Here is a 15795-nt window from a genome sequence, read left to right as displayed (position 1 = left end):
CTGGACACGATCAGGTCCATTTTTCTCCGGGGCTCTGATAGTCCCGGAAGGCCCTGTGCAGGCGATCAGGTTGGTCAGTCCGGATCAGCATGTCGATGTATTGCTGCTGCAAAAAACCGGCACGTTCCATGTTCTCCGCCAGTGCCAGCAAAGGGTCAAAAAACCCGTTGACGTTGTAGATGGCACACGGCTTCTGGTGCAACCCCAACTGGCCCCACGTCCAGGCCTCAAACAGTTCTTCCAGTGTGCCAATCCCGCCTGGCAGCGCAACGAAACCGTCAGCCAGATCCGCCATCAGGGCCTTGCGCTCGTGCATGTTTTTGACCACATGCAGCTCGGTCAGGCCGGAGTGGGCCAGCTCCCGGTCCCGCAGATGCTCGGGGATGACCCCGTGGACCCGGCCGCCCGCGGCCAGGACCGCATCCGCCACAACACCCATCAGGCCGACGTGCCCGCCACCGAACACCAGCTCAATGCCATTTCGACCGAAGTAATCACCTAACTCCCGGGCCTTGTCCGCGTAAAGCGGATCATTTCCGGACCGGGAGCCGCAATAAACCGCGACCTTCATTCACCGTCACCAATCTTGTCCTGGGTTTGGGTCTCGAAATCACTGGCGTCGTGACGCTCGTGCAGCTGGCTGCTCGGCTCACCCCAGGCCCGGTTGACCATGCGGCCACGCCTGACCGCCGGGCGCTGGGCGATCTCATCCGCCCAGCGAATGACGTTGGTATAGGTGTGGGCTTCCAGGAACTCGGCCGCGTCATACACCTTGTTTTTCACCAGGGCGCCGTACCAGGGCCAGATCGCCATATCGGCGATGGTGTATTCATCGCCCGCGATGTAGCGGTTATTGGCCAGCTGCCGGTCGAGCACATCCAGCTGACGCTTGACTTCCATGGTGTAGCGGTTGATCGGGTACTCGTAGTATTCCGGCGCGTAGGCGTAGAAATGACCGAAGCCGCCACCGAGCATGGGCGCACTGCCCATCTGCCAGAACAGCCAGTTCATGGTCTCCGCGCGTCCGGCGATGTCACTGGGCAGGAACGCCCCGAATTTTTCCGCCAGGTAAAGCAGGATGGACCCGGATTCGAACAGGCGGATGGACGGGGTGACACTGTGGTCCACCATGGCCGGGATCTTGGAGTTGGGGTTCACTTCCACAAACCCGCTGCCAAACTGATCGCCCTCGGTAATCCTGACGAGCCACGCATCGTACTCGGCGTCCTTGATACCCAGCTCCAGCAGCTCCTCCAGCATCACCGTTACTTTCACGCCGTTGGGCGTCGCCAGCGAATAAAGCTGCAACGGATGCTTGCCAACCGGTAGCGCCTTGTCGTGGGTCGGACCGGCGATCGGGCGATTGATACTGGCAAACCGACCTCCGCTCTCAGAGTCCCATTTCCAGACTTTGGGTGGCGTGTAGGTAGCGTCGGTCATGGCATTTCTCCTCACAAAGTAGCATTCAGCTGGCTCCGAGGTCGCATTGAGCCCGGGGCCGAAAACTCTAGCATGGAAGTTCAAACAAAAAGAACCACAGGAGTACCCCATGGCAGGGCGCATCGTGCTCCTTCTTGCCTGTCTGTTTTTAGTGCCCCCGGTTCACGCCGAGCTGTCAGACAGCAAGCGGGCGCTGATTCAGGAGCTGTTTCCCTCGGCAACGGTCATTGAAGACAAGCTGCCCGATTTTCCCGTGTACCCGGTGTATCAACTCCAGGAACTGCTTGGCTATGCCTACGAAACCGCAGACCATAGCCGCCTACAGGGCTTTGCCGGCAAACCGATCAGCATGCTGATCGGCCTCGACAGCAAAGGGCGTTTCACCGGCATCAAGGTGCTGAATCACCACGAGCCGGTTTTTCTCCATGGCCTGGGCGAAGGCCCCCTGTTCGACTTTGTAGACCAATACGAAGGGCATTCGTTACAAGAGCAGATTATTGTCAGCACCTCCAACTCCAGCCGTTCCGGACGAACCAGCGACGGCAACGTGGTGCACTTTGACGGTGTCAGCAAGGCCACGGTTTCGGTCCTGATCATCAACGACACCGTGCTCTCTTCAGCCCTCAAGGTGGCCCGCAAGAAACTCGAGGGCTTTGCCCAGAGCGCACCCACACGGGCGAAACCGGATTTCTACCAGCCCATGTCCTGGCAGCAACTGGTGGATCGCGGTTACATCGGACACTGGCAGATTGCTGCCGAATCCATCGAGGCCGAGCTGGGCCGGCCTCTTTCAGACTACCCCATGGACATCGAACCCGCAGACGGCGAACCTTTTACCGAGCTTTTCTTCGCCTACATCAATTCGCCCATGGTGGGACGAAACCTGCTTGGAGACGATGGCTATCAGCGCCTCATGCAACGGCTGGATGACGGCGCACAGGTTCTGGCCGTCATGTCCCGGGGCGCCTTTCCCCACGTTTCCCGAGAGTTCGTGCCCGGCAGCTCTCCGGACCGTGTTGGGCTCACCCAGAACAACCTTGCCGTGGAAATGCGCGACCTCAACCTGCTGGACCAGAATCTCGATTTCCGGGCGGCCGGCATTCCGTCATTCGATGCCGGAAACCTGTTCCGCGTGGGCGGTAACGCCGGCTTCAACCCCGGGGCGGAAGCCAATCTGAAGCTCAATGTCGAACTGGCCCGCAATCACCTGATGGTGGACCGCACGTCCCTGAATATCCCGGTTCGCTTCAACGAAGAACTGTTCGAAACCGTCGAGGTTGCTCCCAACCCGGAGGACACCCGTGAACCGGTCTGGTTCGGCCTTTGGAAAGAACGTTGGTGGCAGATTTCACTGCTGGTAATCGGCCTGACCGTTCTGACCGTGTTCTTCGCCCGCCAGAAAACCCTGAGCCGCAACCCGAAGCTGGTACACCGGTTCCGCTGGGGATTTCTGTTCTTCACCCTGTTCTTTATCGGCTTCTACGCCCAGGGCCAGCTTTCGGTGGTTAACATCTACACCCTGTTCCTGGCGATCTGGGACGGTTTCTCTCTCAATGTGTTCCTGCTGGATCCGATCATCTTTATTCTCTGGGTGTACACATTCATAACCCTGTTCATCTGGGGCCGTGGCCTTTTCTGCGGCTGGCTCTGCCCGTTTGGCGCCCTGCAGGAAATGGCCGCCTGGCTTGGCGAGAAACTGAAGTTCCGCCAGATCAAAGTGCCCGAGCACTGGCACCGGCGCCTGATTCTGCTCAAATATCCGATCCTGCTGGCTCTGGTGGGCACCGCTTTCTACTCCCTGACCGTCGCCGAAAAAATGGCGGAGGTGGAACCATTCAAAACCAGCATAACCCTGTTTTTCGTTCGCTCCTGGCCCTTCGTTCTCTACGCCGTCGGCCTGCTTGTGATCGGCATGTTCATCCACAAATTCTACTGCCGCTACCTGTGCCCGCTGGGCGCCGGCCTCGCGGCGCTCGGCCGGTTACGCTTGTTCAGCTGGCTGGACCGGGTTGAGCTCTGTGGCAACCCCTGCCAGCACTGCAAGAATGAGTGCGGTATCAATGCCATTCGCAAGGATGGCCGGATCGATTACGACGAATGCATTCAGTGCCTGGAATGCGTCGTTATTCTCGAGGACGACACCCGGTGCGTCGACAAGCGGCTCGAGACCAAAAAACGATCAAGACAGGCGAACATACTGGCAACGGACGCGGGCTGACCCGTCCCGTTGCCGCGAAGCCCGGATTATTGCTTCTTCTGCCATTCAAACTTCTTGAACGGCTCATCAACGGGCGTCTCCGCAATGTGGTTGACGTAGTTACTCATGACTTTCTGGGACAACACCAGAATCACTTCCAGCACCTGGCGGTGCTGGTAACCCGCTTCGTAAAACGCGTCCAGATCCTCTTTGCTGACATTGCCGTGTTTGCGCATGACCGCAAGAGTGAAGGTTCTGAGCGCCTCGAGCTTGTCGCTCGGCAGCGGCGTTTCGTCCCGCAGTGCATTGGTAATGTCGTCAGACACATCCATCATTTTGGCAATCCCGGTATGGGCCGGAACGCAGTAATGACAGGCGTTTTCCACGTTGATGGTCTGCCAGACGACAGTCTTTTCATCATTATCAAAGCTGCTGTCCAGCACCAGTTGATGCAGTTGCTGGTAACCCTCAAGGATGCCCGGCGCCTCCGCCATGACCGCATGCAGGCCAGGAATCATGCCGAACGCCTTGAGCGAGTTGTCCAGCAATGGTCTGGATTTCTCCGGTGCCGTGTCTTTGTCGTGAAGGGGGAAATCTGTCATTGCCAACTCCTTTATTGAATGATTGCTCATTTACCACTTCAGGCTAACTGTTATTGAGCGGTCACTCAAGATATAATTGAGGGGTCATTCAAATCACTACGATGGTGAATTGTTGTTATGGCCAGACACGCACGCTATGACCGAAAAACCGCTCTGGAAAAGGCCGTTGGTCTGTTTTGGGAGAAGGGCTATCACGGCAGCTCCATGAAGCAGATCGAGCAGGCCCTCGATATGCGGCCGGGCAGCATCTACGCCACGTTTGGCAGCAAGGACGGTCTGTTTTCAGAAGCACTGGCCGCCTATGCGGAACAGGGCGGCCGGGAGTTGGCCGTTCACCTCAAGGGTTTTGATTCCATTGTTGACGGCCTTCAGGACTATCTGCGCGGCATCGCCTGCGGTTGCGGCGACGGAAGCGCGGCACCTTCACGAGCCTGCATGATCGTGAAAACACTGCTGGAATCCAGCAATACGCATTCGGCCCTGGCGGACCAGGCCAACAGCATTCTTGCTGCGATCGAGGGATCTCTTGCAGACCTGGTAGAGCAGGCTCGGGTGAAAGGGGAGCTGGCGCAATCCGTAGACAGCCGTCGACTTGCCCGGCTCCTGCAGGCGCAGATCATGGGCCTGAGGTCCATGGGTGAACGCAATCTGGATCCGCAAGCCATGAAAGACCTTGGTGACGATATGGCCGCCATCCTGGACGGGTATCGCACCCAGCATTAGACCCGCTGTTCCTTCTGCAGCTGCGGCGAGCGCGCCATCCACAGGTTCGCGAGCGCCAGGCCGGAAGGAAACAGCACTTCCGTAGAATTGTACCCACAGGTCCGGGCGCGTTAACATTATTGCCCGGCTCAGGCCCCGCCCTGTTTCCCGATCGAATTCCGGCTTCTCGTCTGGTTCCGAGTGAGGACAGCCAAGCATTCTCGCCTGAAGAGTCCTTGGCTCTCTTCACTTACAGGTCTGATTGGTATGGATAACCTTCATCACATTGTTGTGGTCGGCGGTGGCGCCGGCGGTCTCGAACTTGTTACCAGCCTCGGGAACAAACTGGGTAGAAAGGGAAAAGCCAGAATCACGCTGGTGGATTCCGGTCTGACCCACGTCTGGAAACCCCTGCTGCACGAAGTTGCCTCCGGTTCCCTGGATGCCAGCGCGAACGAGATCAACTACCGCGCCCATGCCCGCAAACACCATTACGAATTCCAGCTCGGCCGCATGAGCGGACTGGACCGCGATAGCAAGAAAGTGGTCATAGCCCCGTTCCACGATGTCGACGGTACAGAGGTCGTTCCCGAACGCCATATCCCCTACGACACACTGGTGATTGCCGTGGGCAGCACCGCCAACGACTTTGGCACGCCCGGCGCCCAGGACAACTGCCTGTTCCTGGACAGCCTCAAACAGGCCCGGCGCTTCCACAACCTGATGCTCAACGCCTTTCTGCGCAAGAATCACGAGGCGTTGCAGGGGGCTGAGCATACCCTGAATATCAGCATCATCGGCGCGGGTGCCACCGGTGTGGAACTGGCAGCAGAATTGCGACTGGCGTCCCGCGAGCTGCCGGTGTACGGCATGAACCACCTTCAGCCCTCGGACGTTTCCATTTCCGTGATCGAGGCCGCTGACCGCATTCTTCCCGCCCTGCCTGGCCGGCTGTCTGCGGCGGCCACCAGGGAGCTGGAACACCAGCGGGTGAAAGTACTGACCGGCCAGCCGGTGAGTGAGGTACGGCCCAGTACGGTCGTGATGAAAGACGGCACCGAATTACCCTCGGAAATGACCATCTGGGCAGCGGGCATCAAGGCCCCGGCCTTCCTGGCCGAGCTGGAAGGTCTGGAGGTGAACCGGAGCAATCAACTGGTGGTGGAACAGACCCTGCAAACCACCCAGGATGCCAATATCTTCGCCTTCGGCGACTGCGCTGCCTGTCCGCAACCGGATTCCGACCTGCCGGTTCCCCCCCGGGCCCAGGCTGCGCACCAGCAGGCAAACACCCTGTTCAAGACCCTCTGCAACCGCCTGGACAATGGCGAGGCGGTGCCCTTCGTCTACAACGACCACGGCTCGCTGATCAATTTCAGCCGCTACACCACCGTCGGCAATCTGATGGGCAACCTGTCCGGCCGCAGCATGTACATCGAGGGCAAGGTGGCCCGCATGTTCTACCTGTCCCTCTATCGGATGCATCAGGTAGCCCTGCACGGCATGTTCCGCACCGGGATTATCTGGCTGATGGATAAAATCAGCCGTGCCATGCAACCCCGACTCAAACTACACTAGAGATACAGTCGAGCGGCAATGAAGTGGAGCGGGTGAAGGGAATCGAACCCTCGTATGCAGCTTGGGAAGCTGCCGTTCTACCATTGAACTACACCCGCAAAAAAAGGGCCGCGAAAGCAATATAAGCGGTCCGCCCGGCAATGGGCAAGCATTCTGTCTGGAGCAACAATGGATCCCACCCTGACTCTGATTGGCGCCCTGATGCTGGTCATCAGTATTGTGCTCAGCCCGCTTTCCAGCCGGGTGGGCATGCCGGTGCTGCTGATCTTTCTGGTGGTCGGCATGATGATGGGCGAGGACGGCCCGGGTGGCATCCAGTTCGACGATTTCGAGCTCGCGTTCCTGATTGCCAATCTGGCGCTGGGCGTGATCCTGCTGGACGGCGGCATGCGCACCCGTGCGGAAACCTTCCGCGTGGGGCTGAAACCCGCCCTGGTGCTCGCTACACTCGGGGTCGCGATGACCGCCGCTGGTGCCGCAGTTGTGGCCTGGTGGGTGTTCGACCTGCACTGGCTGACGGCCCTGCTGATTGGCGCCATCATCTCATCCACCGATGCCGCAGCCGTGTTTTCGCTGCTTCAGGGGCGGGGCCTGCACCTGAACGAACGGGTCAGTGCCACCCTGGAGATCGAATCCGGCAGTAACGACCCCATGGCGATTTTCCTGACCCTGATGCTGGTCACGCTCATCGGTAACGATGGCGACCACGCGGGCTGGGCGGTCTTGACCATGCTGGTGCAGCAATTCGGTGTCGGCGCCGTTGCCGGGATCATTGGCGGCTTCGCCGTGGTTGAGCTGGCCAACCGGATCCGCCTGACGCCTTCGCTGTATCCCCTTCTGGTCGCCGCTGCTGGCATCTCGGTGTTTTCTGCCACAAACGCCCTCGGCGGCAGCGGGTTTCTGGCCATTTATCTGACCGGCGTGGTGATCGGTAACCGCCATGTCCGGATGATGCCGATGATCCTGCAGGTGCACGATGGTCTGGCTTGGCTGGCCCAACTGTGCCTGTTCCTGATGCTCGGACTGCTGGTAACGCCCTCCGATCTGATTCCTCTGGCCGGCGGCGGGTTGATCCTGGCCCTCTCGCTGATCTTCATTATCCGCCCGCTGACGGTCATGCTCACCCTCTGGCCGTTTGCCTTCAATCGCCGCGAGCTGGGTTTCATCAGCTGGGTCGGCCTCCGGGGTGCGGTGCCGATTGTACTGGCCCTGTTCCCGATCATCGCCGACTTGCCGGAAGCTCAACTGGTCTTCCACGCGGCTTTCTTTATCGTGCTGGTCTCGCTCCTGGTTCAGGGCACCACCATGACACCCCTGGCCCGGAAACTTCGCCTGGAAGTTCCGGCCGGAGAGGATCCCTATCGAAGGCTGCCCCTGGATGCGCCGGCCGCCGGCGACCACGAATTGATGCTGTTTCCGCTGCGGGGCGAAATCTGGGAGACGCCGCGGCGGCTGAGCCAGCTGCGGTTTCCCGAGAACACCGCGGTCGCTGGCGTCTTCCGGAACCGGGTTTGCCTGCAGCCGAAAGCCGATCTGGAAGTTTCCAGTGGCGACATGGTGGCGATGTTCGCAACCCCGAGCGTGCTGCCGGAGCTCGGCAAGGCTCTGAGCGGCCGCCACGCGCCCAAGTACCTGGCTGAACGGGCATTTTTCGGAGATTTTGTGCTCAACGGCGATGCCCTTCTGGGTGACGTCGAGCAGGTTTATGGCATTGAATTTGACGATCTGCCCCCGGAACTGTCCCTGGCTGAATGCTTTGCGAGGCGCACCAAGGGGCACCCGGTTGTCGGTGACGTGGTTACCCTTGGCCCGGTAACGCTGGTGGCCCGGGCCACCAGTGCTGACCAGGTAACCAAGGTGGGACTGAAGATGGACAATTCACAAAATGGTTGATCAGCGAACCAGATAGCCAAAAAAGTTAACAAAACCCCTTAACAGATCCCTTGCGGGCTATGGTATAAATCGCCTGTACAAAGATTAATCATTGGTAAGTTAAGGACATGAGCATTTTCCGCGCCCTATTATCCAGCCTCGCCCTGCTCTGCATGGCGGCCGCTCCAACCGCCTTTGCAACCGAGCTGCTGGCCAAGGCCGACACCCGGATGCCGGTTGCCACCATGTATGAGCCCGCGGACATTCAGAACGTCAGTAGGGTGGTGGTTCGCAAGGGAGAGCGCCGCCTGTACCTGATGGATGGCGAGGACGTGGTTCGCAGCTACCGCATTTCCCTGGGCGACAATCCGGAAGGCCACAAGCTGTACGAGGGTGACGAGCGCACACCGGAGGGCGATTACACCCTGGACTGGCGCAATGCCGAGAGCGATTTCTACAAATCCATCCACATCTCCTACCCCAGTGAGCGGGATCGGGAACTGGCATCCGCCTGGGGCCTGGACCCCGGTGGCAGCATCATGATCCATGGCCTTCCCAATGATGTGGGCGACATGGCCTTCGCCTACACCGGTCTGGATTGGACCGATGGCTGTATTGCCGTGACCAACGAAGAGATGGACGAAATCTGGCAACTGGTGTCGAACGGGACCCCGATCAGCATTCACCCCTGAGAAAAGCCTGACAGCAGAATTAAGTTGTTGTCATACGCTAAGAATATTTACCTATCCTGAGTTAACATTTTGGCTTACAGTGTTTTACACTGTTTAACGACTCCGGTAGTCAATGCCTATTATGCCTATCGGGCACAGGTTGACAGGAAGTCGTCTATACTGACTTTTGGATCACAGGAAATAACTCGACCAATAAGGGGATTTACAATGCGTAAACTGACGATCGCCGGGATTGCACTGGCCACTGCTCTGACTGCAGGTTGTGCCACGACTGACCAAGGCGCCCTCGACGAAGCGAATGCAACCGCCAGCTCCGCTGAGCGCACTGCTGAAAATGCAATGAACACCGCTAACAGCGCTGCAAGCTCTGCACGTACTGCCCAGCAGACTGCAGAAGAAGCTCTGGCCGCTGCCAAGGCAGCCCAGAAAGCCGCTGACGAAGCAAACGAGCGTGCCAAGCGTATGCTCGAGCGTGCCAGCCAGAAGTAAGGCTGATACGTAACAGAAAAGGCCGGCAATGCCGGCCTTTTTTTATGCCTCGGGTTCGGGTTTGTCCGGATCGGGCTTATCAGGCGTAAAGGGTTTGTTTTCCTTCAGGAACGTGGTCATCAACTCCATTGGCAGCGGAAACACAATGGTGGATGAATTGGTATTGCTCATATCCGCCAGGGTCTGCAGGTAACGCAGCTGCATGGAACCGGAGTTGGTAGACATGACATCCGCCGCTTCCACCAGCTTCTTGGACGCCTGTAATTCGCCCTCGGCGTGGATGACCTTGGCACGCCGCTCGCGCTCGGCCTCGGCCTGGCGGGCAATGGCACGAATCATGGACTCGTTGAGATCCACGTGCTTGATTTCCACGTTGGCCACCTTGATGCCCCATTCCTCGGTCTGGGCATCGATGATTTCCTGGATATCCGAATTGAGCTTGTCCCGTTCTGACAGCATTTCATCCAGGTCGTGCTTACCCAGCACCGACCGGAGAGTTGTCTGGGCGAGCTGGCTGGTTGCGGAATTGAAATCCTCCACCCGGATAATGGCCCGCTCCGGATCCACGACACGGAAATAAAGCACGGCATTCACTCGCACCGTCACGTTATCCCGGGAAATGACATCCTGGCTGGGCACATCCAGAGTGATGACCCGCAGGTCCACCCGCACCATCTGCTGAATGCCGGGAATCACAATGATCAGCCCCGGGCCTTTAACACCCTGGAACCGACCGAGAAAGAACACGACGCCCCGCTCATACTCCGGCAGGATCTTGATGGCCGAAGCGAGAATCAGCAGTAACACCACCGTGGGTGCCAAATAGGGAATCAGATCGCCAATCATACGGCCTCCTTGTATTGCCGTTACTTTGTCTGCCAGGTCAGCCGTTGTCCGGAATGACCCTGACGGTTACCGTCAAACCCTCGATTGCTGTCACCTGAACCCGGTCACCTTCGTTGACCGGTCCTTCGCTGATGGCGTTCCACCGCTCACCGCTCAGACGGACGTGGCCGCGAAAATGACCATGGTCTCCGGAGAAGTCATCCAGCGCCACACCTTCCTCGTGGGTAATCTGTTCAGCACCACTGACCGGATGCCGTCGACGCAGCCCGATAAACCGTGTCACCGTCCACAGGATAAAACCGGCAGCCACGATGGCCGTGCCGCCAATGGTCGGCAGTGAAATATCCCGGTGACTGCCGTCCATCAAGATGATCGAGCCAGTCACGAAGGCGACAATCCCGCCAACCCCCAGTATCCCGAAACTGGGCACAAACGCCTCGCCCACGATGAACGCCAACCCGAGCAGAATGAGGGCGAGGCCGGCATAATTCACCGACAGGACCTGGAAGGCGAATAGCGCAAGGATCAGAGAAATCGCGCCAATCACGCCGGGCACGACGGCACCGGGGTTGGCCAGCTCGAAGATGATGCCGTAGAAGCCGATGATCATCAGAAAGTAGGCCACGTTCGGATTGGTAATCACCGACAACAGGCGGGTGCGCCAGTCCGGCTGGGATCTGACGATTTCCATATTGGCCGTGTTCAGGGTCCTGTCGCCTGACGCCATGCGAACGGTGCGTCCATCCACTTGCTGCAACAGATCCCGGAGGTTGGGGGAGACCACGTCAATGACGTTCTTCTCCAGCGCCTCTTCGGCACCGAGGTTTACAGCCTCACGGACGGCCTCTTCAGCCCAGTCGGCGTTGCGACCATGGCGTTCGGCCAGGCCGCGGATGTAACTGACCGCGTCCTCCAGAACCTTGCGCTCCATGGCGGTACCTCCGCGCCGTTTGCCTTCGTCGTCGCCGGCTTGACGCTCATTGTCGGATGACGATTCGGAGGCGGAATCCGACCCTTCCTCGGAGGTCGGAGCTTCGGAGGCCGGATCGCTCTCGGGTTCAGGGCTACCCGGCAGCCCACCCATCTGGACCGGCGTGGCCGATCCCAGGTTGGTGGCAGGCGCCATGGCGGCAATGTGACTGCCATACAGAATGTAGGTGCCTGCGCTGGCAGCCCGGGCGCCCTGCGGGGAAACATAGGTAGCCACGGGAACTTCAGAGGCAAGAATCACCTTGATGATATCCCGCATGGAATCCATCAGGCCGCCCGGGGTGTCCATTTCAATGATCACCAGGCCGGCACCCTCAGATTCGGCCCTGCGAATACCCCGGGTGACATAGTCCATGGTCGCGGGGCCAATGGCGCCCTCAACTGTAAGCACCAGAGCGGTCTCGGAAGCCTTCTGCTGGGCAAAAACCTGATGGGCGAGGGAAGCCAGTGCCAGCAGGGCGCCGGTCATCATCACCAGGGCCCAGCGCCGAAGCCGGGCAGGGTTCTGTGATCGCATGGGATGGTTTACCTGCATGACGCCTCCCCGGATCCGGAAAAATTCTGATTGCTGGACATACGATGGCACAGTGGCCGCGGTTCTGTCTCAGGCACTCACGCAGCGCGGCACTCTTGCCCGGAACTCTATGTCAGAAGTATAGCCGCTGCTCCGGCTCGTTGGCCGATTCCGGTGACTTCTCTTCCACGGTCTTGTCTGCGGCCATTTGGGTAACCCGTTCACCAATCATGGTTGGCAGACCATCGGCCTGGTCCACTGCCAGCTCAATGGCGCCACGCTTGACCTCAACGCCTGGGTGCTGGCTGCGGAAAGCTTCAACTTCAGCGAAGACCTGCTGCCATAAACGGTCGCGATCTTCTCGGGGGTAGTCTTCATGGGGGCGGTGCACCTCAAGCCAGACCTCACCATCCGAGAAACCGATCTTGACGGCATCGTGGACAACCTGAACCGGTGTACCTTTCTCAACCTGGTAAACAAACCGGGAGATATCCTCGTTGTACATCCGGAAACAGCCATGGCTGACCGGCATGCCCACACCAAACTTCTTGTTGGTGCCGTGGATCAGATAGCCTTTCTCGCTCAGCAACAGGGCGTGGGTACCAAGCGGATTCCCGGGGCCCGGAGGAATCATACGGGGCAGGTACTCACCTGATGCCTCGTACTCCGCGCGAATACTGGCCGGCGGATACCAGGCCGGAGATTCCAGCGGCATGGTGACTTCGGCATCGGTCAGCGGAGAGGGATTTTCAGCCGTTCCCACTCCAACCGGGTACACCTGAACTCCCCCATTGGTGAAGTAATACAGGCGGTACTCCGCAAGATTGATGACAATGCCCTCGCGCCGGGAGTCGGGCAGCACATAATGGCGCGGCAGGGTAATCGTAGTGCCTTCTCCGGGTAGCCAGGGGTCGACACCGGGATTGGCCTTCACCAACTCCAGATAGCCCATGGCCAGACGGTTGCCAATGCCGGCAAAAGTGTCCTCGTAACGGGTCTCGAATACGCCAAGCTCTCCGGCCAGGTCCCCCTGGATCGGGAAGGTGGGCACACGAGGGCTTCTGTCGGGTTTCTCCGGGGTATCCGAATTACTGACAGCCTCCACAGGCTGTTCCGAACCGATGGTCGGAAATGCCAGGAGCTGTGCCAAAGCAAAAACCATTAAGAATCTGAACCACATAGAAAACATTCCGAAAGCATCAGGCAACCGGGTACAGTGACAGCAAGTACCCTCAGGAGTTCATAAAGGTTGCCCACACTGTTACAACGGCAAGCACCACGAACAGAACGCTTGCGCCAATCCGGGCTGTGGCAAGGGGCAACCGTTCCATCAGCCAGCGTCCTGCCATGATAACCGGTATGTTGGCCAGCAGCATCCCCACCGTGGTGCCCAGAATAACCCAGAAGGTTTCGGTAAAGCGGGCGGCGAGAACGACCGTTGCCACCTGGGTCTTGTCGCCGATTTCCGCCAGGAAAAACATGATGGTGGTGGCCATGAACGCCCCCATGCCCAGAAACTTCGAGTCTGCGCTGTCATCCTTGTCGGGCACCAGTAGCCACAGAGCGATGGCGACAAAGCTGCCGGCCAGAATCCAGGGCAGCCAGGCTTCTGGAATAAAGGAAGCGACCCAGGCACCGAGCCAGGCAGATAAGGCGTGGTTGAGAACCGTTGCGACAAAAATGCCGAGAATAATAGGCAGGCGTGTGGCGTATCTGGCAACCAGGAAAAGCGACAGCAACTGGGTCTTGTCACCAATTTCCGCTATGGCAACAGCAACCGTCGAGGCGAGAAAAGCGTCCATGAAAAACTCCAGGGCGGATAACCAGACATGAGGCAGCCCACCTTCCGCCCAATGGAGGTGAAACCGCCTCAGGTCTTGCCAATATCACCGGTGTTGCGGTGAAACATGATAGCCATGGGGATTTGGCCCCAAGTATGTTGACTATCATCCGCTCGGACATTCCGATGCGGAGGCTACTCCCCTGAAGAGATGCCGGCATAATAATGAATCCGGCGCGGGGCCGCAACCACAGGTCTTCCTAGACCCGCATTCGCCAAACCGGGATCGCCGCAACCGCTACGAATGCCGCCACCAGCCACCAGGCGGAATGGAACGCATTGATCGTTGGCATGCCCGCACTGTGCTCGCCGAACTCGATGGTCAGGGCCACCAGGTTGACACCAAAGGCGCCCCCGAGCTGTCGCATAAAGTTCAGGCTACTGGAGCCGGCACCTAACTCCTGTGGCTCCAGCGGGTTCAGGGCACCGGTCGACAGAGCCGGAAGCATGAATCCGATGCCAACGCGCCCCAAAACGGTCCAGAGAACCAGCCAGCCGAACGCCAGCTCGAGGTCTGACATCGCGAACAGTACGGCTGAAAGGGCAAATACACCAATCCCGAAGACAACCAGAACCCGGGCGCTATGCCTGTCCGCCAGCCGACCGGCCAGCGGGAACGTCATACCCAGGACAATCCCTGCAGGCAGCATCAGCAACCCTGCCTCCGTCGCACTGAACCCGAGGGCTGTCTGGACAAACAACGGAATAAGATAAGTGGATCCGAACAGCGCCAGCCCCAGCGCCATGGCCCCGAGGCAGGCGAACAGGAATGCCGGTTTGCGCAGCAAGCCGATGTTCACCAGCGGGTGCGCAGTCTGCCGTTCACGCAACACAAAGAACACCAGCCCGCAAAGGGCCAGCAATGCTTCAGCAAGAATCCACGTCTGCTGTCCTGACGCCTGCTGCAGTCGGTTGAGGGTATCCAGGGACAGGGCAATGGTGAGGCCGAGCAGTAACAAACCGGGCAGATCAAACCGATAGGGCGCCGGCCGGGAGACCGGCAAAGGCAGGAAACGCCAGGCCATCAACACACCCAGAAGCGTAACCGGAGCCGGTGCAAACATCACGTAGCGCCAGTCCAGCTGATCAACCAGAAAGCCTCCCAGCACCGGACCGAGGGCCGGGGCCAGAATCACCCCCATACCGTAGATACCCATGGCCTGGCCGCGGCGATCGCGGGGGAAAATCCGGAACACCAGATACATGCCCATGGGCTGCATCAGGCCGGCCATGGCACCCTGGCCGATCCGGGCGGCGATAAGCTGCCCCGGCGTCTCGGCAAAACCGCCGGCAAGGGAAATCAGGGTAAAGAGAAACATGGCTACGGCAAGGGTCTTGCGAACCCCGAAGTGATCCAGCAGCCAGGAGGAGGCCAGCATGGTGGTGGTCATGGCGGCGATAAAGCCCGTTGCCAGCCAGTGAACCTGGCCCTGGCGAATGCCGAACTCCACCATGATATCGTGCAACGCCACGTTGACTACGGTGGCGCTGAGTACGGTAGCCATGGTGCCTATCATCACCGTGGCCACCGCCAGCCAACGCCAGCGATCCCCGTAGCGGGCTTTCAGACCCTCAACTGAGTTATCAGCCAAGGGTTATTTCTGCTTTTCGGCGTTTTCCAGGATCTTGTGGAACACCTTTACGGTGCACTCGATCTCTTTGTCGCTGATGCCTTCCAGCATTTCCTCGCGCAGCACCTCGGCTCGCTCGGAAAGGTCATCCATAAACGCCCGGCCGGCGTTGGTCAGATGCAGCCGCCGCGCACGGCGATCGTTCGGGCAGGGCCGGCGCTCAATCAAATTCTGTTGCTCGAGACTGTCCAGCAGTCGAACCAGGGTCGGATTCTCGATCGCCATCAGGCTTGCCAGCTCACGCTGTGTGAGGCCCTCACCGCCTTTTTCCAGGTACACCATCGTGCTCCAGCGCGCCTGGGTGACGCCCAGATCCTTCAGGCGCTCGTCCAGCATTTTTCTCCAGCGCCGGGTAACCCGCGCTACCGCAAAAGGAAACTGGTCTCTCATTTGTCGTCACTC

At 59.1% G+C, this 15795-nt stretch carries 15 protein-coding genes, 1 tRNA gene and 1 riboswitch; of the genes, 6 read left to right on the top strand and 10 right to left on the bottom strand.

The genetic code is table 11. The annotated features are described in order from the left end of the window. Positions 1-10: 10 nt before the first annotated feature. Both AC13DD_RS20205 and yghU read right to left on the bottom strand, forming a co-directional pair. Positions 11-571: an LOG family protein gene (locus AC13DD_RS20205; protein WP_482931653.1), complete on the bottom strand. Its 561-nt coding sequence runs from the start codon at positions 569-571 to the stop codon at positions 11-13. Beyond that, the gene (gene yghU, locus AC13DD_RS20200; protein ID WP_014578957.1) at positions 568-1440 is read right to left on the bottom strand and encodes a glutathione-dependent disulfide-bond oxidoreductase; all 873 of its coding nucleotides are present in this window, start codon (positions 1438-1440) and stop codon (positions 568-570) included. Before yghU ends, AC13DD_RS20205 begins: the two co-directional genes overlap by 4 nt. A gap of 109 nt (positions 1441-1549) precedes the next feature. Between yghU and AC13DD_RS20195 the strand changes: the two genes are divergently transcribed. Further along, on the top strand, positions 1550-3658 hold the full coding sequence (locus AC13DD_RS20195; protein ID WP_482931652.1) for a 4Fe-4S binding protein: 2109 nt from the start codon (positions 1550-1552) through the stop codon (positions 3656-3658). 26 nt (positions 3659-3684) lie between these two features. Here AC13DD_RS20195 and AC13DD_RS20190 read toward each other — a convergent pair whose 3' ends face one another. After that, complete coding sequence (locus tag AC13DD_RS20190) at positions 3685-4239, bottom strand: carboxymuconolactone decarboxylase family protein (protein WP_273017721.1); 555 nt, start codon at positions 4237-4239, stop codon at positions 3685-3687. A gap of 117 nt (positions 4240-4356) precedes the next feature. On the opposite strand from AC13DD_RS20190, the gene AC13DD_RS20185 reads away from it, so the two are divergent. Together AC13DD_RS20185 and AC13DD_RS20180 are read left to right on the top strand one after the other, a co-directional pair. Next, on the top strand, positions 4357-4962 hold the full coding sequence (locus AC13DD_RS20185; protein ID WP_273084121.1) for a TetR/AcrR family transcriptional regulator: 606 nt from the start codon (positions 4357-4359) through the stop codon (positions 4960-4962). A gap of 246 nt (positions 4963-5208) precedes the next feature. Further along, entirely contained in the window at positions 5209-6519 is a 1311-nt protein-coding gene (locus AC13DD_RS20180; RefSeq protein ID WP_482931651.1) for an NAD(P)/FAD-dependent oxidoreductase, read from the top strand. Between the two features lie 24 nt (positions 6520-6543). On the opposite strand, the gene AC13DD_RS20175 is transcribed toward AC13DD_RS20180, so the two are convergent. Next, positions 6544-6617: transfer RNA gene (locus tag AC13DD_RS20175), tRNA-Gly, on the bottom strand. A gap of 70 nt (positions 6618-6687) precedes the next feature. Between AC13DD_RS20175 and AC13DD_RS20170 the strand changes: the two genes are divergently transcribed. The 3 genes from AC13DD_RS20170 (at position 6688) to AC13DD_RS20160 (ending at position 9572) form a co-directional block, all read left to right on the top strand. Continuing rightward, positions 6688-8412 carry a potassium/proton antiporter gene (locus AC13DD_RS20170; RefSeq protein ID WP_008176837.1) on the top strand — a complete coding sequence of 575 codons (1725 nt, stop codon included), beginning with the start codon at positions 6688-6690 and terminating at the stop codon, positions 8410-8412. Between the two features lie 107 nt (positions 8413-8519). Then, positions 8520-9083 carry a L,D-transpeptidase family protein gene (locus tag AC13DD_RS20165; protein WP_008176836.1) on the top strand — a complete coding sequence of 188 codons (564 nt, stop codon included), beginning with the start codon at positions 8520-8522 and terminating at the stop codon, positions 9081-9083. 207 nt (positions 9084-9290) lie between these two features. Then, positions 9291-9572 (top strand): Lpp/OprI family alanine-zipper lipoprotein, encoded by a 282-nt coding sequence (locus AC13DD_RS20160; RefSeq protein WP_008176834.1) that lies wholly within the window; start codon positions 9291-9293, stop codon positions 9570-9572. Between the two features lie 42 nt (positions 9573-9614). On the opposite strand, the gene AC13DD_RS20155 is transcribed toward AC13DD_RS20160, so the two are convergent. From AC13DD_RS20155 to AC13DD_RS20130, 6 genes are all read right to left on the bottom strand, one after another. Then, complete coding sequence (locus tag AC13DD_RS20155) at positions 9615-10418, bottom strand: slipin family protein (protein ID WP_273017725.1); 804 nt, start codon at positions 10416-10418, stop codon at positions 9615-9617. A 37-nt stretch (positions 10419-10455) separates the two neighbouring features. After that, a complete protein-coding gene (locus AC13DD_RS20150) occupies positions 10456-11943 on the bottom strand; it encodes an NfeD family protein (protein ID WP_482931650.1) in 1488 nt (495 codons plus the stop codon). Positions 11944-12055: 112 nt separating this feature from the next. Continuing rightward, positions 12056-13102 (bottom strand): L,D-transpeptidase family protein, encoded by a 1047-nt coding sequence (locus AC13DD_RS20145; protein WP_008176827.1) that lies wholly within the window; start codon positions 13100-13102, stop codon positions 12056-12058. Between the two features lie 52 nt (positions 13103-13154). Continuing rightward, complete coding sequence (locus AC13DD_RS20140; protein WP_008176825.1) at positions 13155-13724, bottom strand: TMEM165/GDT1 family protein; 570 nt, start codon at positions 13722-13724, stop codon at positions 13155-13157. 4 nt (positions 13725-13728) lie between these two features. Then, a riboswitch (yybP-ykoY riboswitch) is annotated at positions 13729-13911 on the bottom strand. 51 nt (positions 13912-13962) lie between these two features. After that, positions 13963-15354, bottom strand: coding sequence for a DHA2 family efflux MFS transporter permease subunit (locus AC13DD_RS20135; RefSeq protein WP_008176822.1), 1392 nt, complete (start codon positions 15352-15354; stop codon positions 13963-13965). Positions 15355-15357: 3 nt separating this feature from the next. After that, positions 15358-15783: a MarR family transcriptional regulator gene (locus AC13DD_RS20130; RefSeq protein WP_008176821.1), complete on the bottom strand. Its 426-nt coding sequence runs from the start codon at positions 15781-15783 to the stop codon at positions 15358-15360. Positions 15784-15795 lie beyond the last annotated feature (12 nt).

It is taken from the genome of Marinobacter sp. L-13 (assembly GCF_056857715.1).
The sequence above is the reverse complement of the archived record's forward strand: the minus strand, read 5'-3'. Positions and strand labels throughout refer to the sequence as shown.